The organism is Pedobacter sp. SG908 (assembly GCF_011759615.1).
In the GTDB taxonomy this organism is placed as follows: Bacteria; Bacteroidota; Bacteroidia; order Sphingobacteriales; family Sphingobacteriaceae; genus Pedobacter; species Pedobacter riviphilus.
In genome coordinates this window covers 2,908,465-2,929,183 of the sequence record NZ_JAAOYY010000001.1, presented here as the reverse complement: position 1 = coordinate 2,929,183, position 20,719 = coordinate 2,908,465, and the positions used below count along the sequence as shown (strand labels likewise).

At 36.5% G+C, this 20,719-nt stretch carries 23 protein-coding genes; 12 read left to right on the top strand and 11 right to left on the bottom strand.

The window, feature by feature from the left end; translation table 11 throughout:
- Positions 1–14 precede the first annotated feature (14 nt).
- Positions 15–704 (top strand): DUF2461 domain-containing protein, encoded by a 690-nt coding sequence (locus FHT21_RS11950; protein WP_167294882.1) that lies wholly within the window; start codon positions 15–17, stop codon positions 702–704.
- Between the two features lie 72 nt (positions 705–776).
- Here the strand turns inward: FHT21_RS11950 and FHT21_RS11945 are convergent, their stop codons facing one another.
- The 4 genes from FHT21_RS11945 to FHT21_RS11930 form a co-directional block, all read right to left on the bottom strand.
- Complete coding sequence (locus tag FHT21_RS11945) at positions 777–2,693, bottom strand: long-chain fatty acid--CoA ligase (protein WP_167294881.1); 1,917 nt, start codon at positions 2,691–2,693, stop codon at positions 777–779.
- A gap of 112 nt (positions 2,694–2,805) precedes the next feature.
- On the bottom strand, positions 2,806–3,132 hold the full coding sequence (locus tag FHT21_RS11940; RefSeq protein ID WP_121284726.1) for an iron-sulfur cluster assembly accessory protein: 327 nt from the start codon (positions 3,130–3,132) through the stop codon (positions 2,806–2,808).
- A gap of 109 nt (positions 3,133–3,241) precedes the next feature.
- A complete protein-coding gene (gene iscU, locus FHT21_RS11935; RefSeq protein ID WP_025142622.1) occupies positions 3,242–3,655 on the bottom strand; it encodes a Fe-S cluster assembly scaffold IscU in 414 nt (137 codons plus the stop codon).
- Between the two features lie 112 nt (positions 3,656–3,767).
- Complete coding sequence (locus tag FHT21_RS11930; protein WP_167294880.1) at positions 3,768–4,979, bottom strand: IscS subfamily cysteine desulfurase; 1,212 nt, start codon at positions 4,977–4,979, stop codon at positions 3,768–3,770.
- 117 nt (positions 4,980–5,096) lie between these two features.
- Here FHT21_RS11930 and mce point away from each other — a divergent pair, with 117 nt between their 5' ends.
- From mce to FHT21_RS11915, 3 genes are all read left to right on the top strand, one after another.
- Positions 5,097–5,504, top strand: coding sequence for a methylmalonyl-CoA epimerase (gene mce, locus FHT21_RS11925; RefSeq protein ID WP_167294879.1), 408 nt, complete (start codon positions 5,097–5,099; stop codon positions 5,502–5,504).
- A 253-nt stretch (positions 5,505–5,757) separates the two neighbouring features.
- Complete coding sequence (locus FHT21_RS11920) at positions 5,758–6,327, top strand: hypothetical protein (protein WP_167294878.1); 570 nt, start codon at positions 5,758–5,760, stop codon at positions 6,325–6,327.
- A 1-nt stretch (position 6,328) separates the two neighbouring features.
- Complete coding sequence (locus tag FHT21_RS11915; RefSeq protein WP_243853975.1) at positions 6,329–6,625, top strand: hypothetical protein; 297 nt, start codon at positions 6,329–6,331, stop codon at positions 6,623–6,625.
- On the opposite strand, the gene FHT21_RS11910 is transcribed toward FHT21_RS11915, so the two are convergent.
- Both FHT21_RS11910 and FHT21_RS11905 read right to left on the bottom strand, forming a co-directional pair.
- The gene (locus FHT21_RS11910; RefSeq protein ID WP_167294877.1) at positions 6,622–7,320 is read right to left on the bottom strand and encodes a hypothetical protein; all 699 of its coding nucleotides are present in this window, start codon (positions 7,318–7,320) and stop codon (positions 6,622–6,624) included. The two genes, FHT21_RS11915 and FHT21_RS11910, sit on opposite strands and share 4 nt — an antisense overlap.
- An 8-nt stretch (positions 7,321–7,328) precedes the next feature.
- Positions 7,329–7,496 carry a hypothetical protein gene (locus FHT21_RS11905; protein ID WP_167294876.1) on the bottom strand — a complete coding sequence of 56 codons (168 nt, stop codon included), beginning with the start codon at positions 7,494–7,496 and terminating at the stop codon, positions 7,329–7,331.
- A gap of 287 nt (positions 7,497–7,783) precedes the next feature.
- Here FHT21_RS11905 and FHT21_RS11900 point away from each other — a divergent pair, with 287 nt between their 5' ends.
- The 8 genes from FHT21_RS11900 to FHT21_RS11865 all read left to right on the top strand — a co-directional run bounded on the left by FHT21_RS11900 (position 7,784) and on the right by FHT21_RS11865 (position 14,295).
- Positions 7,784–8,032 carry a type B 50S ribosomal protein L31 gene (locus tag FHT21_RS11900; RefSeq protein WP_025142617.1) on the top strand — a complete coding sequence of 83 codons (249 nt, stop codon included), beginning with the start codon at positions 7,784–7,786 and terminating at the stop codon, positions 8,030–8,032.
- Between the two features lie 72 nt (positions 8,033–8,104).
- Positions 8,105–9,271 (top strand): putative sugar nucleotidyl transferase, encoded by a 1,167-nt coding sequence (locus FHT21_RS11895; protein ID WP_167294875.1) that lies wholly within the window; start codon positions 8,105–8,107, stop codon positions 9,269–9,271.
- A gap of 47 nt (positions 9,272–9,318) precedes the next feature.
- Positions 9,319–10,080: a triose-phosphate isomerase gene (gene tpiA / locus FHT21_RS11890; protein WP_167294874.1), complete on the top strand. Its 762-nt coding sequence runs from the start codon at positions 9,319–9,321 to the stop codon at positions 10,078–10,080.
- On the top strand, positions 10,081–10,920 hold the full coding sequence (prmA, locus tag FHT21_RS11885) for a 50S ribosomal protein L11 methyltransferase (protein ID WP_167294873.1): 840 nt from the start codon (positions 10,081–10,083) through the stop codon (positions 10,918–10,920).
- Between the two features lie 89 nt (positions 10,921–11,009).
- Positions 11,010–12,362 (top strand): Mur ligase family protein, encoded by a 1,353-nt coding sequence (locus FHT21_RS11880; RefSeq protein WP_167294872.1) that lies wholly within the window; start codon positions 11,010–11,012, stop codon positions 12,360–12,362.
- A 77-nt stretch (positions 12,363–12,439) separates the two neighbouring features.
- The gene (locus FHT21_RS11875; protein WP_167294871.1) at positions 12,440–12,760 is read left to right on the top strand and encodes a helix-turn-helix transcriptional regulator; all 321 of its coding nucleotides are present in this window, start codon (positions 12,440–12,442) and stop codon (positions 12,758–12,760) included.
- A 120-nt stretch (positions 12,761–12,880) separates the two neighbouring features.
- Positions 12,881–13,360: an Lrp/AsnC family transcriptional regulator gene (locus FHT21_RS11870; RefSeq protein ID WP_167294870.1), complete on the top strand. Its 480-nt coding sequence runs from the start codon at positions 12,881–12,883 to the stop codon at positions 13,358–13,360.
- A 5-nt stretch (positions 13,361–13,365) separates the two neighbouring features.
- Positions 13,366–14,295 (top strand): EamA family transporter, encoded by a 930-nt coding sequence (locus FHT21_RS11865; RefSeq protein ID WP_208398911.1) that lies wholly within the window; start codon positions 13,366–13,368, stop codon positions 14,293–14,295.
- A gap of 238 nt (positions 14,296–14,533) precedes the next feature.
- Here FHT21_RS11865 and FHT21_RS11860 read toward each other — a convergent pair whose 3' ends face one another.
- The 5 genes from FHT21_RS11860 to FHT21_RS11840 form a co-directional block, all read right to left on the bottom strand.
- The gene (locus tag FHT21_RS11860; protein WP_167294869.1) at positions 14,534–15,652 is read right to left on the bottom strand and encodes a GNAT family N-acetyltransferase; all 1,119 of its coding nucleotides are present in this window, start codon (positions 15,650–15,652) and stop codon (positions 14,534–14,536) included.
- Positions 15,653–15,723: 71 nt separating this feature from the next.
- Positions 15,724–15,915 carry a hypothetical protein gene (locus FHT21_RS11855; RefSeq protein ID WP_167294868.1) on the bottom strand — a complete coding sequence of 64 codons (192 nt, stop codon included), beginning with the start codon at positions 15,913–15,915 and terminating at the stop codon, positions 15,724–15,726.
- A gap of 87 nt (positions 15,916–16,002) precedes the next feature.
- Positions 16,003–16,569: an SMC-Scp complex subunit ScpB gene (scpB, locus tag FHT21_RS11850; protein WP_167294867.1), complete on the bottom strand. Its 567-nt coding sequence runs from the start codon at positions 16,567–16,569 to the stop codon at positions 16,003–16,005.
- 251 nt (positions 16,570–16,820) lie between these two features.
- The gene (locus tag FHT21_RS11845; protein ID WP_167294866.1) at positions 16,821–19,826 is read right to left on the bottom strand and encodes a sensor histidine kinase; all 3,006 of its coding nucleotides are present in this window, start codon (positions 19,824–19,826) and stop codon (positions 16,821–16,823) included.
- On the bottom strand, positions 19,816–20,601 hold the full coding sequence (locus FHT21_RS11840) for a LytTR family DNA-binding domain-containing protein (protein ID WP_167294865.1): 786 nt from the start codon (positions 20,599–20,601) through the stop codon (positions 19,816–19,818). Before FHT21_RS11840 ends, FHT21_RS11845 begins: the two co-directional genes overlap by 11 nt.
- Between the last annotated feature and the right edge of the window lie 118 nt (positions 20,602–20,719).

Sequence of the window (20,719 nt, the reverse complement as noted above, 5' to 3'; positions counted from 1 at the left end):
CATTCAAAAAAAATATGCCCAATATTAAGCAAATACCACCTTCTTGTTTTGAGTTTTTAAGTTTATTAAAAAATAACAACGAACGTGAATGGTTTAATGACCATAAAATAGCCTACCAGAAAGAACATACCTATATAGCATCTTTTGCACAGGATTTATTAGATCTTATGAATACCCATGATGTAATTGAAACACCATCTGGAAAGAAAAGTTTATACCGGATTTATCGGGATACCCGTTTTTCAAACGATAAAACACCTTATAAAACACATTGGAGTGGAAGTTTTAAACGGGCAGGTAAACAAAGAAGAGGTGGTTACTATTTTCACATCGAACCAGGTAATAGTTTTGTAGCCGGTGGTTTTTTCGGCCCCTCCCCACAAGATTTAAAATTGATAAGGGAAAATATAAGTTTTGATGCCCAGCCTTTGAGAGCAATATTAAATGATAAAACTTTTATTGCTTCTTTCGAGACTTTGAAAGGCGAGCAATTGAAAACAGCTCCAAAGGGCTTTGATGGAGATCATCAGGATATCGATTTGCTACGCTATAAACAATTTTTGTTAATTCATCGATTTACCGATCAGGAAGTTTTAAGTAAAGAATTCATAGGACACTGCAATCAGGAATTTAAAAATATGCGTCCTTTCTTTGATTATATGAGCGAAATATTAACAACCGATGCGAATGGAATGGATCTGTAATTGATTTTTACGATTGCTGCAAAAAAATAAAAGGTCATCTTACTAATTTTTGTAATGATGACCCTTTTTTAATTATGATTCAGCTTCTATACCTTCCTCATACATTTCGTTAATGGCTTCGGCATATTTCTTTTCTACAATACGTCGTTTAACTTTCATGGTAGGGGTAATTTCTCCTTCATCTATATTGAAAGGATTACGTTTGATCTTAAAATTTTTAATGCGCTCAAATTTGGCCAGTTCGTTAGATATTTTTTTGATGTCCTGCTCCATCCATTCAATAATTTCAGGGTTGCGGATAAAAGGATCAGCCTCTTCAAAAAACGATGGTTTGAGTTTAAAGGTTTCTTCTAAAGTTTCCCTGTTCGGGATAATAATTGCCGTAATAAACTCACGTTTATCTCCAATTAAAAAAAGTTGATCAATTTTTGGGCTTTTCAAATAAATATTTTCTACCGGGGTAGGGTAAACATTTTTGCCGTACGCATTTACGATCATGTTTTTTAAACGATCGGTGATCTGAAGATTACCTTTATAAAAGCGGCCAATGTCTCCGGTATGGAACCACATGTCTTTGTCTATGGCTTCGGCAGTTTCTGCAGGTTTGTTAAAATACCCCTTCATTACGCAATGGCCTCTAACAATTACTTCACCTTCGGCGCATTCAAATTCTTCGTTAAAGGTATTGTGTGTTTGGATACTGAGCATTTCTTTAGTTTCGACATCTTGTATGCCCACTTCAATTCCTGGAATTACACGCCCAACCGTACCATATACCTGCCTGTGATATTCTGTAACAGACATTACTGGCGAGGTTTCTGTTAAACCAAAACCTTCTAATATTTTAATACCCAGATCGCCAAAAAACTCACCCACATTTTTAGGAAGTGCAGCTCCACCCGAAATCATAAATTTTAAGCGGCCACCTGTTTTTTCTTTGATTTTGCTAAAAACCAATTTCTCTGCAATCCCTTTTTTTGCGGATAAAATAAGACCCGGATTTTTGCCCGCCTCTTTTGCTACACGGTATTTGTTGCCTATTTCCAGCGCCCAGGTAAATATTTTTGCTTTTGTACCACCTCCCGCAGTTCCTCCTTTTATGGCTTTATCATGAATGCGTTCTAAAAGGCGCGGAACGCAGCTCATCACCGTAGGACGAACTTCTCCCATATTTTTAGCCAATAACTCTAAACTTTGTGCAAAAGCAATTTTACAGCCTTGTGCACAGCAAACATGGTAAGTGGCTGTACGCTCGAATACGTGCGACAGCGGCAGAAAGGAAAGGAAAGTTTCGGTTTGGTCAATCACAGGGATCTGTTGTAAACAAACCTCCACATTTTTAACAAAGTTATGATGGGTAAGCATTACACCTTTTGGGGTGCCTGTTGTTCCCGAAGTATAAATTAAAGAGGAAACATCCTCAGGTAAAACCAAGCTTCTGCATTGGTCAATATCAGCCCTTTCGGCAGCAGTAATTTGATGTTTAAGTGCCAGGATATCAGAAAAGGCAATAACTTCTACGTGTACATCCTCGGGAATAACAACTTTTTCAAAATCTTTAAAAGCAGGAATAATATATTTTAACTGTTTACAATTGGCCGCTACCTTTAATACTTTACGGTATAGAAAGTTGTTCCCAACAAGAATAGCTTTTATGCCCGAGTCGTTAATAATATAGGCCACCTCTTGCTCAGAAAGCGTAGGGTAAATAGATACATTAATTACACCAATTTGCTGGATTCCCTGATCATAGTATACATATTCAGGCGAATTCTCGATCATTAAGCCTAAACGATCGCCTTTTTTTATTCCTTTTTCCAAGAAAAATGCAGAAACAGCATCAGCTCTTTTTAAGGTGTCTTCATAAGAAATTTCAGCCCATTCCGCACCCTGTTTATGGATTAAAAAGGTTTCCTGAGGTTTGTGAATATTTTTGACAACATTCCGCAATAAGGTAGGAACAGTTGAAAATTCGTTTATTAATGGCATGCTCGTAATTTGGTCCGCTAATTATAATTAACAATAATAAGGCTTTTTGGATTAAAAATACAAAAGGGCCCCGAAATTTTCGGGGCCCTTAAATAATATGTTTTATAAGATTTTAAACAGAGAAACTTTCGCCACAGCCACAGCTACGGCTGGCATTTGGATTTATAAAGTTGAAACCTTTTCCGTTTAAACCATCTGTAAAATCTAATTCCGTTCCAGCTAGGTAAAGGAAAGATTTCATATCTAAAGCAATTTTAATTCCTTTGTCTTCAAAAAACTGATCGCCTTTTTGCTCTTCGTTATCAAAATCCAGATTGTATGATAAGCCCGAACAGCCACCACCTTTTACTGAAACACGTAAAAAGTAATCAGAACCCATCTCCGAATCCTGCATTAAATGGTCTATTTTGTCTTTTGCTTTATCTGTTATCGTTATCATAGTATCGAGTATTTAGTATCAAGTATTTAGTATCGAGTTGTTAGTATCAAGTATCAAGATTGAACTACTACAGTCTTGATACTTGATACTATAATACTTTATACTAGTCTTAATGGTGCGATTTTTCTAATACAATTGCTTCTAAACCATTTTTAACACGATAATCGTTAATGGCCGATTTAATTGCATCTTCTGCTAAAACTGAGCAGTGAATTTTTACCGGAGGTAAAGCCAATTCTTCAACAATATCCATATTATCAATAGATAAAGCCTCATCAATTGTTTTTCCTTTTAACCATTCGGTAGCTAAAGAAGAAGAAGCAATAGCCGAACCACAACCAAATGTTTTAAATTTAGCATCAGTGATTACGTTATCTTCTCCAACTTCAATCTGTAAACGCATTACGTCACCACACTCTGGTGCACCAACTAATCCTGTTCCTACAAATTTGCTGTCTTTATTTAATGTACCTACGTTACGTGGGTTATTGTAATGGTCAATTACTTTTTCTGAATATGCCATGATTTTATTTTTTTATCTCCTTACGGAGCAATTTTATTTTTAGTTATCAATTATCAATTTTCAATTATCAGTTTGCCTACTCAAAATTGCAAACTGCCAACTTCAAACTGAACTAGTGTTCTGCCCATTCAATTTTACTCAAATCGATTCCCTCTTTAAACATTTCCCAAAGTGGAGAAAGTTCTCTTAAGTGATTAACTGCTTTTTGAGTCACTTCAATTGCCTGATCAATTTCTGCTTCTGTAGTAAACCTTCCTAAACCGTAACGGATAGAAGAGTGTGCTAAATCATCAGATAAACCTAAACTTTTCAATACATAAGATGGTTCTAAAGATGCTGAAGTACAAGCTGATCCTGAAGATACCGCTAAATCACTCATTGCCATCATTAAACCTTCACCCTCAACATATTTGAAAGAGATATTGGCTACGTGTGGTAAACGGTGTTGTGTATTACCATTAACATAACTCTCTTCCATTTTGCTTAAAGTAGACTCTAATTTGTCACGTAAAGCAGCCAAACGAACTGATTCAGTTTCCATTTCTAAGCGGCAAAGTTCGCAGGCTTTACCTAAACCAACAATACCAGGAACGTTTAAAGTACCAGAACGCATTCCGCGTTCATGGCCGCCACCGTCCATTTGTGCAGTAACTTTAACCCTTGGGTTTTTACGGCGAACATAAAGTACACCAACACCTTTCGGTCCGTACATTTTATGTGCCGAGAAAGCCATTAAGTCAATACCGTCCGCATTAACATCAACAGGGATTTTACCAACCGCCTGTGTCGCGTCAGTCATAAATAAAGCACCGTGTTTGTGTGCAATTGCTGCAATTTCTTTTACCGGTTGAATTACACCAATTTCGTTGTTACCATACATAATCGAAACCAAAATAGTTTCAGGAGTCATGGCAGCTTCTAATTCAGCTAAATCAATTAAACCGTCTTCTTTAACGCCTAAATAAGTTACACGTGCACCGTTTTTCTCTAGGTGTTTGCAAGTATCTAAAACCGCTTTATGTTCAGTAACCGCAGTAATGATGTGGTTACCTTTTTCTTTGTACATTTCAAATACACCTTTAATAGCCAGGTTATCGGCTTCAGTAGCACCTGATGTAAAAATAATTTCTTTTTCAGTACAGCCGATTAGTTTGGCTACCTGTTCACGAGCATAATCTACTCCTTCTTCTGCTACCCAGCCAAACGCATGGTTGCGGCTCGCAGCATTTCCAAATTTCTCAGTAAAGTAAGGTAGCATTGCTTCCAACACCCTCGGATCTAACGGGGTTGTAGCATTATTATCTAAATATATCGGCTGTTTCATCTCTATTCTGTTAATTATAACACAAAGATACGAAAAAACTTATTTAACAATTATAAATAATAGCTATGACCTTATAGAGAAAAGCCGCATTTTTACATTCACATAACCTTATAATCTATGAATAAGATAGAACACATCGGCATCGCGGTAAAAGACCTCAATAGTTCTATAAACATTTATCAGAAACTACTCAATACCGATTGCTATAAAACAGAGCAGGTTGCATCCGAATTTGTAAATACAGCTTTCTTTAAAACTGGCGAAAATAAGGTAGAATTGCTCCAATCTACAGCTCCTGATAGTGCAATTGCCAAATTTATCGAGAAAAAAGGAGAGGGGATCCATCACATTGCGTTTCTGGTTGATGATATTCTTGCCGAAATGGAGCGTTTGCACAAAGAAGGCTTCGTGCTGCTTAACGAATCGCCAAAAAAAGGGGCTGATAATAAAATGGTGTGTTTTGTGCATCCAAAAGATACCAATGGCGTACTGATCGAAATCTGCCAGGAAATTAAATGGGTGTAGAAGAATGTAGATGCGATTGCTTTATTTCCCTCTTTTAGAGGGGTATCTGCAAGGCGGGGTGTCAATTTAAATATATTTACTTTTTTGAAAACGAACGGTTCTGTATTCCATAGTATCTGTAGCTCTGCTAACCGCTATAGTTTCGATGAAGAATCGGGAGCTGCCGTTTTTATCAGGTTTATTTAACTTTGGGCTGTGTTTTAATTTAAAAACAGGCATTATCTTTAAATTAATAAATATAAAAAATATTTAGATGAAATTAGCTTCGCTTGTTATCGATCTATTAAAAACGCATTGTAATAGTGTGAATTATGATGGTTTGCATATAGCGTACGATACAGGTAATCAACGTTACTGGATTTATGTAAACGATATTGCTTACGATAATGGACGATTGGCCTGGTTTCAGGTAGATTCGGGAGATGTGAAACGGCTTGTGATTTACGATGAAAAAAATGTTTCGAGCTGGATAGCCGTTACCAGCAGGGAAGATACCGATGAGCATTTTGACTGCCATTTGATAGAATGGGTTGGCGAATATTTAACTTTTATTTATCATGAGAAACATAAAATTTATATCGGTAGCGTGTCGGGTAACCGCGGTAGAGCATTCTGCTTTCGTGGAGATATGATCAAAAGGATAGGAGATATCATTTACTGTAAAGAATACCTTCATAATGGAATTATTAAGCGGGGACTTATGCCCTCTGTTACTGAATTAACACCAGTTGCTTTACACGAGTTAGAAAAAGAAGCTATTGTACTCGAGATAATAGGTTATGGCGATAATATGTTTAATTTGGGATCTGAACAAGCTCAATAGCATGGATGATATTTTGCCTTTGATAAAGATAATAAATAAAGATTTCGATATACCAGATCATCTTTCTGAGGATCAGTTGCGGGATGCGATGGTTGATGCCTTTGCTTACCTGATTGATAACGATTTTCCGAAGCTCATCCAGATTTTGTACAAAGCCGATGTAGATCAGTATAAATTAAAGGAGTTGTTAGAAACCGTAGAAGGCTCAAGTTCTGCAGAAGTAATTGCCGATGCCTATATTGCCCGTCAGAAGGCTAAAATAGAAACCTGGAACAAGTACAGTCCGAAAAAGGATTAGGATGCTTCTTCCTGTGATGGATTAAAGCGGTTGTACATATCCATATCAAAAAAAGAAATAGAATTGATCTTATCCGCTTTCAGTACAAGATCTGTTTTCAATTCATCGGTATTCGCTACAGAGCCGTCCTCAATATAACTGGCATAAACCGTTAAATACTGTGTGGTAAAAACCAATTCCTTATCGTCAGCCTTGCGGTAACCGCTAAAGGCGGGGGTAATGCGGATATAGCTGGTGGTAAATGGTTTTGGTAATTCTTTTACCCACCCAATATAGAATTTTCCACTATCCATAGTAAACTGTAAAAGGTGGGCATCAAAAAAAGATGAACTCAGTAATAATTCAAATTCATTTCCTGATGTTGCTATAGCTCTTTTAATGGCTTTTAGTCGGTTGATAAAAAGATTGGCAATTTCTGTGGCGGCTACAGCAACCAATAACGATAGGCTGGTAGTGCCGAAATAAGGTGCATGGATCGGGAGTAATTTGCTAAGGTGTTCAATGGTTTCCGGCCAGATGGCAATAAAAATCGCTCTTAGTATAAAACATGCGCCGAGTAATAAGATACCTGCAAAAGCGGAGTTTAATAATATACGCTGGCTTTCGAGCCGATATTGTACATACCGCAGGTACCTGAACCTGATTAATATATAGTAGCCGCCTACAAGAGGGAATAAAAGTAGGTTAAAAGGCATCTATAAGGCTATTTCTTGTTTTTATCCTTTTCTATCTTTTTAAAAATACTCGATTGCATTAATGCGCCCACCATTTGGATAACCCTTGGCTGTGCAAAAAAATCAGGACTTTTAATGTAGAGCTTTCCGCTGCTATCTGCATGGATGATGCCATCTAATTCGCCGTGTTTTCTCATATACCAAATTTACATATATTTTTTAAATATCTGAAAAACAATATTCAGCTTAAAAAGTTTAATTTGCCTTAATGGGCCACTGATGTGTTTTAGCTCTTCCACAGGAAGAAAAAACATATAATTTAAAATTCTTTATTTAGGCTTGTAAATCAAAAATAAAATTAAGATATTTGCATCCTCTAAAATAGAGGTAGAAAGACTAATAGGAAATGTCATAAGCGTTGTTGCCAGCAAATTGCAAGAATGTTCTTGATGCTTTCACACAAATAACTAAAAATAATATTCAAATGAAAAAAGATTTGCACCCAACAAGCTACAGACCAGTTGTTTTTAAAGACATGTCTAACGAGTATGCTTTCTTAACAAAATCTTGCGTAGATACTAAAGAAACAATTAAATGGGAAGATGGTAACGAGTATCCTCTTTACAAATTAGAGATTTCACATACTTCTCACCCTTTTTATACTGGTAAAATGAAATTGGTTGATACAGCAGGACGTATCGATAAATTCAAAAACCGTTACGCTAAGAAATAATTTTAGCAACAAAAAGCATTTTTTGAAGTCCCTTTGCCAAAAGCATCGGGACTTTTTTTATTTTTGCTACTTATGACAATCAATCTATTTGATGATTCTTCTTGGATGTCCCTACGTCCACTTACGTTTACCAGGCCTGTTGCCGACTTACGCATTGGTATTTTAACCATTGCCGAGAAATGGGCTAAATATTTAAAGGCTGATTTTGGCTTTCATACCCAAGATTACCTCTCTGTAAAATTTGCACCAAAACCTAATGCCGATTTGTTTATAAACGGTTCTGTTTGCCCGGATGAAGTTTTGCTAAACGCCGTAGATAAGCTTAAAGCAGGTGAAGTGCTTTACAAAAGAGATGTCATAATCGCATATATCGCAGATCAGCACGACTTAGAATCGGTTAAATCGCTAAAGCCGATAGAGTACACAGGTGATTTTACACATATTGTTTATCCAGAGCATATTTTCGGAAATAATCCAACCGAGATCAGAAAAGATTTTAAATTGTTAACCGAAGGACGCAGTTCGACAAAGTTAAGCAGTACCAATCAGTTGCTCGGCGATGATATTTTTCTTGAAGAAGGTACCAAAGTAGAATGCAGTGTTTTAAATAGTACCTACGGACCTATTTACATTGGTAAAAATGCTGAAGTGTGGGAAGGTAGTTTAATAAGAGGCTCTTTTGCTCTTTGCGAAAATTCATCTGTAAAAATGGGGGCTAAAATATACTCGGGCACTACCATTGGTCCAAACAGTCGTGCCGGTGGCGAAATTAATAATTCGGTAATTTGGGGCAATTCGGCCAAAGGCCATGAGGGGTATCTGGGCAATTCGGTAATGGGCGAGTGGTGCAATATAGGTGCCGATACCAACAATTCTAATTTAAAAAACAACTATGCCGAAGTAAAACTTTACGATTACGAAGGCAAAAAAATGCGCAATACTAACCTGCAGTTTTGTGGTTTAATTATGGCCGATCATGCTAAATCGGGCATAAATACCATGTTTAACACAGGTAGTGTGGTTGGTATTGGGGCTAATGTTTTTGGTGCGGGCTTTCCTCCACACCATATGCCCGATTTTAGTTGGGGAGGTGCTAGCGGTTTCGATACCTATAAACTGAATAAAATGTTCGAAACAACCGAAAAGGTATTTGCCAGAAAAAATATAGTTTTTGATGAAGTAGAAAAAGATATCATTACTAAAGTATTTGAATTAACTGAATCGTATAGGCGATTTTAATATAAAATCTGATCTGGAAAGATCAACCAAGCATTAAATAATACAAAATGAGAAAAAAGATTGTTGCCGGTAACTGGAAAATGAACTTAGATTATAACGAAGGTGTTTCGTTATTCAGCGAAATCGTAAATATGGTTAAAGATGAACGCAAAGGCGATCAGCTGGCTATTATTTGCTCACCGTTTATTCATTTAAACAGCTTGGCAAAATTGGGTGGTAACGATGTTAAAATTGGCGCTCAAAATATTAGCGATAAAGAAAGTGGTGCATATACAGGCGAAACTTCGGCTAAAATGGTGAAATCTGTTGGTGCAGAATATGTGATTTTAGGCCACTCAGAACGCAGGCAGTATTTCGCTGAAAGCGATGCTTTATTAGCTGAAAAAACTAAAGTTGCTTTAGCCAATGGCTTAACCCCGATTTTCTGTATCGGCGAAACTTTAGACGAGCGTAACAACGGCAGTTATTACGAAGTATTAAAAAAACAATTGGTAGAAGGTATTTTTAGTTTAGCTGAAGAAGACTTTAAAAAATTGGTTATTGCTTACGAGCCAGTTTGGGCTATTGGCACTGGTTTAACCGCTTCTCCAGAGCAGGCGCAAGATATTCATGCTTTTATCCGCAGTGAAATCCAAGCTAACTATGGTTTTAATGTGGCTGATGATACGACCATTTTATATGGCGGAAGCTGTAACCCAAGCAATGCGGCGAGCTTATTTTCTCAAAACGATATTGATGGCGGTCTAATTGGTGGTGCATCATTAAAGTCGCGCGATTTTACAGATATTATTAAAGCATTAAACAGCTAGATGCAATACATAAAAGCAATATTTACATTCAAAAGTATCGAAGACTATCAACAGGATCTGCTTATTAGTGATCTTGCCGATTTAGGTTTCGATACTTTTGAAGATAGTGAGGGTGGTTTTACGGCTTTCGTAATCAAAGACAACTTTAACGAGCAGGAATTAAAAGACCTGCTGGGTAATTATAACGAAGAGTTTGTAACGGATTATACTCTAGAAGATGTTGCGGATGAAAACTGGAATGCCGAATGGGAGAAAAATTTTAGTCCGTTGATTATTGATGATGTATGTTATGTAAGGGCAACCTTTCATGAGCCTCAGCCATCATATCCGTACGAGATCGTGATCGATCCTAAAATGGCTTTCGGTACTGGGCACCACCAAACTACCACCATGGTGATGCAGTATATTTTGGCAGCCGATTTAAAGGATAAAAACATCCTCGATATGGGCTGCGGAACCGGAATTTTAGCTATTCTGGCTGCAAAACTAGGTGCTAAAAGTTTACTGGCTATCGATTATGATGATATCTGTTACGAGAGTACGGTAGAAAATGCTGCGCTTAACCAGGTAGATAACTTAAAGGCGCTTTGTGGTAGTAAAGAAGTGATTCCTGATGATGAATACGATGTAATCTTTGCCAATATTAATAGAAATATCCTGCTGGATCAGATCCATCGCTACGCTGAAGTATTAAAAGGAGGGGGTAAGATTTTCTTCAGTGGTTTTTACCTCGATCCGGATTTGAGCATGATTACCGCGGAATGTGCTAAATATGGCATTAAATATGTTGATCATAAACAAAATGGCGATTGGGTTGCGGCTCAGTTCGAGAAAAAATAATGATTGAATTTTAAATGAGAAAATGATTGATTTTTAACACCATACCCATTCTCTCATTCAACCTTTCTCTTTTTCAATAATTAAATTATATGCGCATACATTTTATTGCGATTGGTGGAAGTGCGATGCACAATCTGGCCATCGCCTTACATAAAAAAGGATATCAAATTTCAGGATCTGATGATGTGATTTTCGAGCCTGCAAAATCCCGCTTGGATAAATATGGTTTATTACCGGCTGAAATGGGTTGGGACGAAAATCGCATTTCAAATGATTTAGATGCTGTGATTTTAGGCATGCATGCCCGCATAGATAATCCAGAGTTATTGAAGGCACAAGAATTAGGTGTTAAAATCTATTCTTATCCTGAATATATATACGAGCAAAGTAAAAATAAATTACGCGTCGTAATTGGTGGTAGCCATGGTAAAACAACTATTACCAGTATGATTTTGCATGTGCTTAATTATTATAAACGCGATTTCGATTATTTGGTGGGCGCACAGCTGGCTGGTTTCGAAACTATGGTGAAAGTTACCGAAGAAGCGCCTATAATGGTTATTGAGGGTGACGAATATTTGTCTTCGCCGATTGATAGAAGACCTAAATTTCATCTTTACAAAGCAAATGTGGCTGTAATTAGTGGTATTGCATGGGATCATATCAATGTTTTTCCTACTTATGCTGATTATACTTTGCAGTTTGATAAATTTATAGATACGATTGAGCCTAATGGTACCTTGATTTACTGTAAGGCTGACGCTGATTTAAATGAAATTGTAACGCAATCAAAAGCTAATGTTTCAAAAATTGGTTATGCCATTCCAGCACATGAAATTAGAAACGGGGTAACTTATCTGCTTCCCGAAGAAACAGCTTTAAAAATTTTTGGTGATCACAACCTAATGAACCTGAATGCAGCAAAATTAGTCTGCAAACAATTGGAAATTAATGAAGCCGAGTTTGATGCAGCTATTTCTTCGTTTACTGGTGCAGCTAAGCGTTTAGAGGTCATATCAGCTGATGAATCGACCAACGTTTACAAAGACTTTGCGCATTCGCCATCAAAGTTAAAAGCCACTATAGATGCTGTTAAAGCACAGTTTGCCAACCGTAAATTAGTAGCCTGTATCGAATTGCATACTTTTAGCAGTTTGAACAAGGATTTCCTGAAAGAATATACAGGCGCGATGGATAAAGCCGATGAGGCAATCGTATTTATTGATATTAAATCTTTCGAACAAAAACGGATGGAACCTTTTTCTGAAGACGATGTTCAGCAGGCTTTTGCTAATCCAAAACTGAAGTTTTTTAATGATGCAGCAAAATTAAAAGACTATTTGTTAAGCCTCAACTATAAAGATGCTAACTTGCTTATGATGAGCTCTGGCAATTATGCTGGTTTCGATCTACCCGAACTGGCAGCTGCATTGAAGAAATAGCTATGAGACATGAGATTTGAGAGTGATTCAGTCTCTCATATCTCAAATCTAGTATCCCATATCTAATCTAAAAAACTATGAAAAGCATTGGAGATCACATTAAGCAAAGTAGGTTGGCCTTAGGTTTAAGTCAGGCGGATGCCGCTAAAAAGCTTAATATTTCTACTCCAGCTTTCTGCAAAATAGAGACGGGTCAGACCGATCTCAATATTTCCCGTTTACTCCAGATTTCCAAAACTTTTAAGGTTCCGGTAATGCAGCTGATTGCTGGACAATCAGAAGGATCTAATTCATCTGAAGAACTGATTGCGCTTAAAAAGGAACTGATAGAAAAAGAAGAGGAGATTAATAAACTTCGTAAAAAAGTGATCGATCTGTATGATAAGCTGGGAATATAAAATGCGGCTTGTTTATTGTTTTTCCGACTAATTGTCATTGTAAAATTATATTAAAAGAATAAAATTCATTTTTTATTAAAATATTTTGAATTTTATTCTAAATATTTATAGTTTTATAGAATGGTAATCGAAAACAATTTTAGTTTGGATCATATCGATCTGGCTATACTTAAACTTATGCAAGATAATGCCCGGATCTCGAATGTAGATTTAGCAAAGGCATTGGATCTTGTTCCTTCAGCCGTATTGGAACGCGTAAAAAAGCTGGAAAAAAAGAATGTAATTACCGGATACAATGCCAAGGTAAATCCTGTTGCGGTTAACTTGAAGTTGTTGGCTTTTATCTCCATTAAATCTTCGCAAAGCTTCAGTTGTAATGATACCGCAAGCGAATTAGCGAAAATCCCTGATGTGCAGGAGGTGCATGTAATAGCTGGTGATGATTGTTTTTTGGTAAAAGTAAGAACCACTGATTCGGCATCGTTAATGGCTTTGTTACGCGATGAGTTTAGCAAGGTTCCTAATATTTTATCGGTGAAGACAACTATTGTATTAGAAACGGTAAAAGAACAGCAACAATTGATTATTCCCGAAAAATAAAAATCATGACAAATTTAAATAAAAAGGCATCTCCGGTAATGGTTTACCTCGCATTTGCCATCGTATATATCGTATGGGGTTCTACCTATTTTTTTATCCAAAAAGCTTTGGCTGGGTTTCCGCCATTTATATTGGGAACAGTCCGTTTTTCAATTGCGGGAGTTTTGATGTTAACTTGGTGCAAAATAAAAGGAGAGGACATTTTTAATAAAAAAACGATAAAAATTGCTGCGGTAAGTGGAATTTTAATGCTTGGCTTGGGGAATGGTATCGTAATTTGGGTAGAGCAGTTTATTCCCAGCGGTTTAGTGGCTATTATGGTGGCCTCGGCAGCAATATGGTTTGTTATTTTAGATAAATCACACTGGAAAGAAAATCTGAGTAATAAATATATCGTTTCAGGTTTGATCATCGGATTTCTAGGGGTTGTGCTCTTGTTTGGCGATCAGATTAGGCAGTCGCTTGATAAACCTCAAAGTAATCTACAGATTATTGGCATGGTACTGCTTGTTTTTGGGCCGATTGCCTGGGCTGGAGGATCGCTTTATTCAAAATATCATCCCACTACCGGTAGCTCGGTTTCTGTTAACACAGGCTGGCAGATGTTGATGGCCAGTTTGGCTTTCTTTCCAGGTAGTATTTTGAAATCAGAATTTAAATTACTCGATTGGGGAAACATAACGCTTGATGCTTGGTTATCTATCGTTTACCTTATTCTGTTTGGTTCAATTGCAGCGTTTAGTGCCTATGTGTGGTTGTTAAAAGTGCGTCCGGCTACACAGGTGAGTACTTATGCTTATGTAAACCCAGTAGTAGCGGTGTTATTAAGCTTAACCTTTACCAATGAGGTAATTGGCCTTACCCAGGTGATCGGGCTGGTGATTATTTTGGGAAGTGTACTGTTAATTAATCTGCCGAAATATAAAAGCGCGTAGGTTATTTATAATGAGGGCCAGCGAGATCTACACATTTAGAAATGTGGAAAGGGAGATGGCGATAAAATCGCTGTTCTCGTGCATGCTCGTTTTTAACGAGGATGATGGAATATCTCAAAACCGTCGTTTCGGTTGAAGTATAACGGAATGGATAAATCTATAAGTACAGTTTAAAGATTTATCCATTTCGCCTCTGATGAAAAAATCAGTAAGTTTCAGCCGAAATGACGATAAATAACTAAAATATCTTGCGCATCGTCAAATGTTTTTTGCCAAAGGTTGCACCTGTAGCTTTATGTATGGCAATCATCTGTTCATTAAAATCGCCTACCCAACTCAATTCGAGTTCTTTGTACTGATTTTTAGGCAATACATATTCTCCCAAACGGATAAAGAGAACTGATTCTAGGCCGTGTTTCTGGAATTTAGGTTTAGTACCCATAACAATGGCGCGCATGCGCGTAACCCCCACCCAACGACGGTAAGCAAACTTTATTTTTTCGATTAAACCCAGTTTTCCATCAAAACCTTTTATCATCTGGTTTGCATCAGGAATCAACACTACAAATGATGCTGGTTCGCCGTTAAAGTAGGCAAACTGGATCAAATGTTCGTCCATAATGGGTTCCATGCTTTTAAAACTCTCTTCGAGGGTTTCTTTTTTAATAGGAACAAAGTTTTCAAAACTTTGCCAGCCATCATTGTAAATTTCCATTAAATCATTAATGTATTTACTGGAATTGGCTTTGCTGAAATATTCGAAAGTATAACCTGGTTTATTTCTTACCCAGTTGGCAATTTTGGTAAAGCGCTCTGGAAAAGGAATAGTAAGGTTTATGTGATTGGTTAATTGCTCATATTCAGTAACAAAACCATATTTCTCGAAAAATTTCTGATAGTATGGAAAGTTATAGTTCATACCAAACGATGGGGGAGTGAAGCCCTCAACCAGTAGGCCCCAGAAGCTATCATTTTCGCCAAAATTAATGGGACCGTCCATTGCTTTCATGCCATTTTCGGTTAACCAGTTTTTAGCTGTATCGAATAAAAGAAAGGCAGCTTTTTCATCATCAATACATTCAAAAAAACCCATCCCGCCGGTTGGCTGGTCGTAATGGTAAGCTTTTTTCTCATTTATAAAAGCTGCTACACGGCCGATCAGTTTTCCTGCATCATCTTTTAAAACCCAGCGGGTACATTTTCCATGCGCAAAAAAGGTGTTTTTTTCAGGATTAAAAACATTTTCTACTTCACTATCCAATGGACAGATCCAGTTTTTATCGTTTTTATACAGGATTTTTGGGGTGTTTAGAAAGTCTTTTTTTAATGATGAATTGCTTACAGATATAACTTGCATGGGCAGATTTTAAAATAAAAAGCATCCTACCAAGCGGTCGGATGCTTTTTCAAATATATGCTTTTTAAATATTAATAATCGTCGTCGTCATCGTCGAAATTATCGAAATTATCAAGATCATCTAATGGGATATCAAAATCATCATCGTCATCATCTTGAGGCTTCTTTTTTGTTGTTTGAATATCGTCATCTTCAAGATCATCATCTTCGTCTACCTGTTTCTTAGTAGTCGGCTTAGTTGGGAGTTTCTTTGGCGCTTTCATAACACAAAAATAAAAATTGCTTTTATAGTTTAAAAATACAAAAAAACTTTTTTTAATAACAACCTGGAAGTAAATTAATTAATTTATTTATTCCACATTTTCTCCAACAGCATTTTCTTCTTTTACGATATCTTTTAACTGAGGAAGCTGGTTTAGATTGTTTAAGCCAAAATAATCCATAAATAGTGTACTGGTGCTGTACAGAATAGGTCGACCGGGCGTTTCTGCTTTTCCATCGATACTGATGAGCTCTTTTTCTAGTAGGCGTTGCACTGAATAGTCTGAATTTACACCTCTTATTTGTTCAATTTCTAACTTAGTAATGGGCTGTCGGTAGGCAATAATGGCCAGCGTTTCCATAGCAGCCTGACTTAATTTTTTCTTTGAGCGATGTAACTGAAGCTGGTTAACCGTTTCATGGTAATCTTTTTTGGTGAGAAACTGATAACCATTGTTTAAGAATACCAATTCGATTGACAAATCATCATGGCTATATTTTTCCTTAATCTGTTCTATGCTTTCGAACACCTGTGCTTCGGTAAATTCTTCATTGAAAACTGCATTTAAGGCAAGTATAATTTCTTGCGTACCTATGCTTTGGCTGGAAGAAAATACAAGGGCTTCGATGTGCCTGGTGATGTTGTGATTGGGCATATACAAAAATAGAATTTTTGGTCATAAAAAAAGCGGTCTCGCTTTTAAAAACAAGACCGCTTTCAACACACAAATGAAACCTGAATTAAGATATAGTTTTAGGTTAGGTTATTAAATATCTATATCAATTCTATAAGAACGTCTTTGATAAACACTATCGTTTATTTCTAATACAAGTTTAAGGCTAAACAAGGCTCGATCAAGATTCTATTTAGTGAGTGGTATTAATAATTGAGTAAACGGTAAATTCTCTATTTTAACGGTATAGAAATGGATACTGTTGTGCCATTTGTGGCATTCTGCCTAACATTTAAGTGTATAGGTTTTGCTCCAATCTGACCTAAAAGGTGCAATCTTTCTTTGGTTAGCTGCATCCCCTTACTAATATGTGTTTCCTTTTTATCTTTTAAAGAATTATCTATTCCAATCCCATCATCAATAATTTCGATGTTAAGATAGAATTTATCTTTCAGTTTAATGTTGATCTGAATTTCACCACCGGTTTCTTTTGGCATAATGCCATGCCATATTGCATTTTCTACATAGGGTTGAAGCAACATAGATGGGATAAAGGTTTCTTCTTTGTCGATGTCTTCATCCACATTAAAAATATAGGCTAATTTATTACCAAAGCGGTTCTTCTCCAGTTTCAGATACAGGTTTAAGTATTCTAGTTCTTCTTCAAGTGATATATAGCTCTTTGTACAGATTTCCAGGTTTTTTCTGATCAACCTGGCAAATCCCGTTAAAACTTTATTGGCAGAAGCCGTATTCTGCGTATTTATGTAATGCTGAATGGAGTTCATCACATTAAATACAAAGTGTGGATTCATCATCGCCTGCAAAGCCTGCTGCTCCAGCATGAGTACTTTGTTTTTTAATAACAATTGTGCTTGCTCCTTATCTTTTTGCTTGCGGGTAATGTAAACGGCTACCTTGTAAAAGATATAGGCAACTAACAATATTAAAATAGATAAAAACCATAGGCTTTGCCAAAAATGCTTTTTAATGGTAAATGCGATTTTTGCAGATTCGCCCCAATTGCCATTTTGGCTTTTTGCGCTTACTTCGAAGACATAATCGCCTGATTGTAGCGAAGAAAAATCCAATCGCCTCGTACGGGTTTCTACCCAGGCCGAATTTTCATTTAAACGGTAACGATAGGTAATATCGCTGGTCGTAAAATCGACTGCACTAAAGGTAAACAGAATGGTATTGTTACCAGTTTCGAAAGTAAAATTGTCTTGATCAACAGGCAAGCGCTCGTTATCTTTAATAATAGAAGTAACATACACTTTAGGAAGATTCCTAACGATATTTTTATTATTGTATTTAAACAAGATTAAGCCTTTATTTGTTGCAAAATAGGCGGTGCTATCATCAATGAACAAACTGTTGATATCATCACTTAAAAGATCTTTGCCATAGTCGAAATTAGCTACAGTGGGTTGACTGGGATAATCGGCTATTTTGTTAACACCTTTATTGGTTAATACCCATATTTCATTGTTTTTTACAAATATTTTGGTACAGATATTATTGGTTAGGCCATCTTTTTGGGTAATCTGCCGGGTGATCTGATTGTTCTTATAAAAAATTAAACCATAGCCATCAGTAGCTAAAATTAATGTACCATCGGTAAGCTGCTGAATGTCGTTTATCCTTTTGGTAAGTAAAGGATGATTTTCGTAGTGTTTAATTAATTTTCCTTTCGAAAATTGAGAAAGTCCATTAATATTTGAAAACCACAAATTGCCTTCCCGGTCATAAAAAACATGGTAAGATCTATCTTTAAAAAAATCTTCTTTTTCACGGTATTTTGCAGCGTTAAACTCAAATTTCTTTCTCCTGTCTGATAAGAAAACAACGCCAGACGATAAGGCTAAGGCAAGATGATTGTTATTTTCACTCAAGCTAAAGTGTTTAATTACGAACATCGAGTTGTTAGATTCCTTTAAATAACTTGCTTCATTACTGCTGTTATAAATATTTTTGAAAACACCCATTCCATAATCGGATGCAAAATATATAGATTGGTCTTTTGGGTCGAAAGTAATCTGTTTAATGGTTTTATATTTCTTAAAATCATCTAACCCAATCTCATCAACCTGATAATTGTTGATGGTTAATACGTCAATTACTGCATCATCGGTACCCAGCCACAGGCGATTTTTTCCATCTTTGGTAATGCTTTTGATTACATTGCTGCTCAGACCAGATTCTGCATCAATAATCGATAATCGGTTATTCGCATTAGGGAGCATGTAAATTCCCTGATTGGTGGCAAACCACATATTCTGGTTATTATCCTTGATGACCTGATTAACCGAAATATCCTGAAGATATTGCACTGTTTTTCCGCTTTTATCGAGTGCAAAGGCTCCATTGGCATTAGACAACCAAACTTCTTTGGTTGTAACATCGTAATAAAAATATCCCGACATGTTCTTGATCAGATTTTGAGGGATAGGGATGAGATCGTTGATGCTTCCATGCCTATATTGTTTTAATCCTCCACTGTCTAGGTAAAACATAGATCTGTGGCTGCTGTTCGCAGCAGTCATGTAAGAAAGGGGCTGTACTTTTGAACTGATCACGGAAAAAGTTTTTCCATTGAATTTCTGTACGCTTAAGTCGCTGTATGCAAATATATTACCTTGCTCATCCTCATGAATAAAAGCATTGATAAACTTATCGTTTAAATTTGGGGAAATGTATTTTTTGATGGTCTTACCATCCCAGCAAACAATCAGGTTGGCGTTTGTTCCAAGCCAGATCCGCCCCGATTTATCTACTAAAAAGGAAACAATTACAGTATTAAAGTTTAGTTTTTTAAGCAGTTCATCGTTATCCTGGTTATAAAACTTTCCTTCTTTTAAGTAACTCAGCTGACCATTCAGGGCAAAAAACCACAACCGTCCCTCTTTATCTTCTTTCATCTGAAGGATCTGGGTATCTGGAAGTCCGTCTTCGATGGTAAAATTCTGAAAATTTGTCCCGTCAAAACGGCTCAATCCATTATCGGTGGCGATCCATATAAAACCTTTTTTATCTTGTAAAATGTAATAACAGTTATTGCTGGCAAGCCCACTTTTAGTATTATAATGAGGGAGATAAGTGGTTTGGGCAAGCAGTATTTCCGGTATGCCAAGTACAATGATCCCGAATAAAAAAGCAATAAAAACACGGCCGAAGTTTAACCTCAGAATTGCTTTTTGAGCAAATAAAAGCGCTTTTATGCGTCGTTTAATGGTCACTGTTTGCCTTTGTAAATAACTTTATTTTTTCAAAAAAATCGCTTGCTCTTCTTCTCGAAATATTAATGCTTTCTCCATTTTTTAAGAAAACCTGAAGTCCGTTTTTAGAATTATATTCTTTTAAATGGTTAAGGTTGATAATGCTCGACTTGTGGATCCGAACAAATTGATCACCTGGCAAAAGCTCCTCAAATTCCCGTAAAACTTTCGAAACCGTTATTTTATCATGGTTGTTTAAGTGTACAATAGAATAATTGCTATCGGCTTCAATATAAATAATATCATCAATATCAATCATTTTAAAACCCTGGCCATAAGGGAGTGTAAGTTTCCTTATTTCTGATCTCGAACTTAAACTGGATGCCAGATTATTGATTCTTTCGTCGTTTTCATTCTGACCTCTAAAGCGTTTAATGTGCTGAAAAACCTTATCCACAGCTATTTTAAGTTCATCAATATCAATTGGCTTTAACAAATAATCCAATGCATTTGCCTTAATCGCTTTTAATGCATATTGATCGTAAGCAGTGGTAAATATAACGGCTGCATTGTGTTTTTGTGCATCAGGAATCAGTTCAAAGCCATTGCCTCCGGGCATGGCTATATCCAAAAAAATTAAATCAATAGGGTGGTGTGCCAGAATATCTTTTGCCTCCGCTACAGACCTTGCAATACCAGTAATTTCTACCTGTGCACAGTTCTGTTGCAGTAAAAAAAACAATGATGACCGGGCAAACTCCTCGTCATCAACAATAATGGCTTTTAATGTTGTCATAACTATAGGTTGGTGAATGTATTAAAATGCGCTTATAAAAAAAAATGCAAATCAAAAAAACCAGTGTTCTGATTGTCACGTATGTATCATCAAACGAATTCAAAACCACTAAACATTA

Excerpts from the sequence above, each read along its gene's own strand:
- FHT21_RS11950 (WP_167294882.1), top strand. The coding sequence starts at position 15 with ATGCCCAATATTAAGCAAATACCACCTTCTTGTTTTGAGTTTTTAAGT.
- FHT21_RS11945 (WP_167294881.1), bottom strand. The coding sequence starts at position 2,693 with ATGCCATTAATAAACGAATTTTCAACTGTTCCTACCTTATTGCGGAAT.
- FHT21_RS11940 (WP_121284726.1), bottom strand. The coding sequence starts at position 3,132 with ATGATAACGATAACAGATAAAGCAAAAGACAAAATAGACCATTTAATG.
- iscU (WP_025142622.1), bottom strand. The coding sequence starts at position 3,655 with ATGGCATATTCAGAAAAAGTAATTGACCATTACAATAACCCACGTAAC.
- FHT21_RS11930 (WP_167294880.1), bottom strand. The coding sequence starts at position 4,979 with ATGAAACAGCCGATATATTTAGATAATAATGCTACAACCCCGTTAGAT.
- mce (WP_167294879.1), top strand. The coding sequence starts at position 5,097 with ATGAATAAGATAGAACACATCGGCATCGCGGTAAAAGACCTCAATAGT.
- FHT21_RS11920 (WP_167294878.1), top strand. The coding sequence starts at position 5,758 with ATGAAATTAGCTTCGCTTGTTATCGATCTATTAAAAACGCATTGTAAT.
- FHT21_RS11915 (WP_243853975.1), top strand. The coding sequence starts at position 6,329 with ATGGATGATATTTTGCCTTTGATAAAGATAATAAATAAAGATTTCGAT.
- FHT21_RS11910 (WP_167294877.1), bottom strand. The coding sequence starts at position 7,320 with ATGCCTTTTAACCTACTTTTATTCCCTCTTGTAGGCGGCTACTATATA.
- FHT21_RS11905 (WP_167294876.1), bottom strand. The coding sequence starts at position 7,496 with ATGAGAAAACACGGCGAATTAGATGGCATCATCCATGCAGATAGCAGC.
- FHT21_RS11900 (WP_025142617.1), top strand. The coding sequence starts at position 7,784 with ATGAAAAAAGATTTGCACCCAACAAGCTACAGACCAGTTGTTTTTAAA.
- FHT21_RS11895 (WP_167294875.1), top strand. The coding sequence starts at position 8,105 with ATGACAATCAATCTATTTGATGATTCTTCTTGGATGTCCCTACGTCCA.
- tpiA (WP_167294874.1), top strand. The coding sequence starts at position 9,319 with ATGAGAAAAAAGATTGTTGCCGGTAACTGGAAAATGAACTTAGATTAT.
- prmA (WP_167294873.1), top strand. The coding sequence starts at position 10,081 with ATGCAATACATAAAAGCAATATTTACATTCAAAAGTATCGAAGACTAT.
- FHT21_RS11880 (WP_167294872.1), top strand. The coding sequence starts at position 11,010 with ATGCGCATACATTTTATTGCGATTGGTGGAAGTGCGATGCACAATCTG.
- FHT21_RS11875 (WP_167294871.1), top strand. The coding sequence starts at position 12,440 with ATGAAAAGCATTGGAGATCACATTAAGCAAAGTAGGTTGGCCTTAGGT.
- FHT21_RS11870 (WP_167294870.1), top strand. The coding sequence starts at position 12,881 with ATGGTAATCGAAAACAATTTTAGTTTGGATCATATCGATCTGGCTATA.
- FHT21_RS11865 (WP_208398911.1), top strand. The coding sequence starts at position 13,366 with ATGACAAATTTAAATAAAAAGGCATCTCCGGTAATGGTTTACCTCGCA.
- FHT21_RS11860 (WP_167294869.1), bottom strand. The coding sequence starts at position 15,652 with ATGCAAGTTATATCTGTAAGCAATTCATCATTAAAAAAAGACTTTCTA.
- FHT21_RS11855 (WP_167294868.1), bottom strand. The coding sequence starts at position 15,915 with ATGAAAGCGCCAAAGAAACTCCCAACTAAGCCGACTACTAAGAAACAG.
- scpB (WP_167294867.1), bottom strand. The coding sequence starts at position 16,569 with ATGCCCAATCACAACATCACCAGGCACATCGAAGCCCTTGTATTTTCT.
- FHT21_RS11840 (WP_167294865.1), bottom strand. The coding sequence starts at position 20,601 with ATGACAACATTAAAAGCCATTATTGTTGATGACGAGGAGTTTGCCCGG.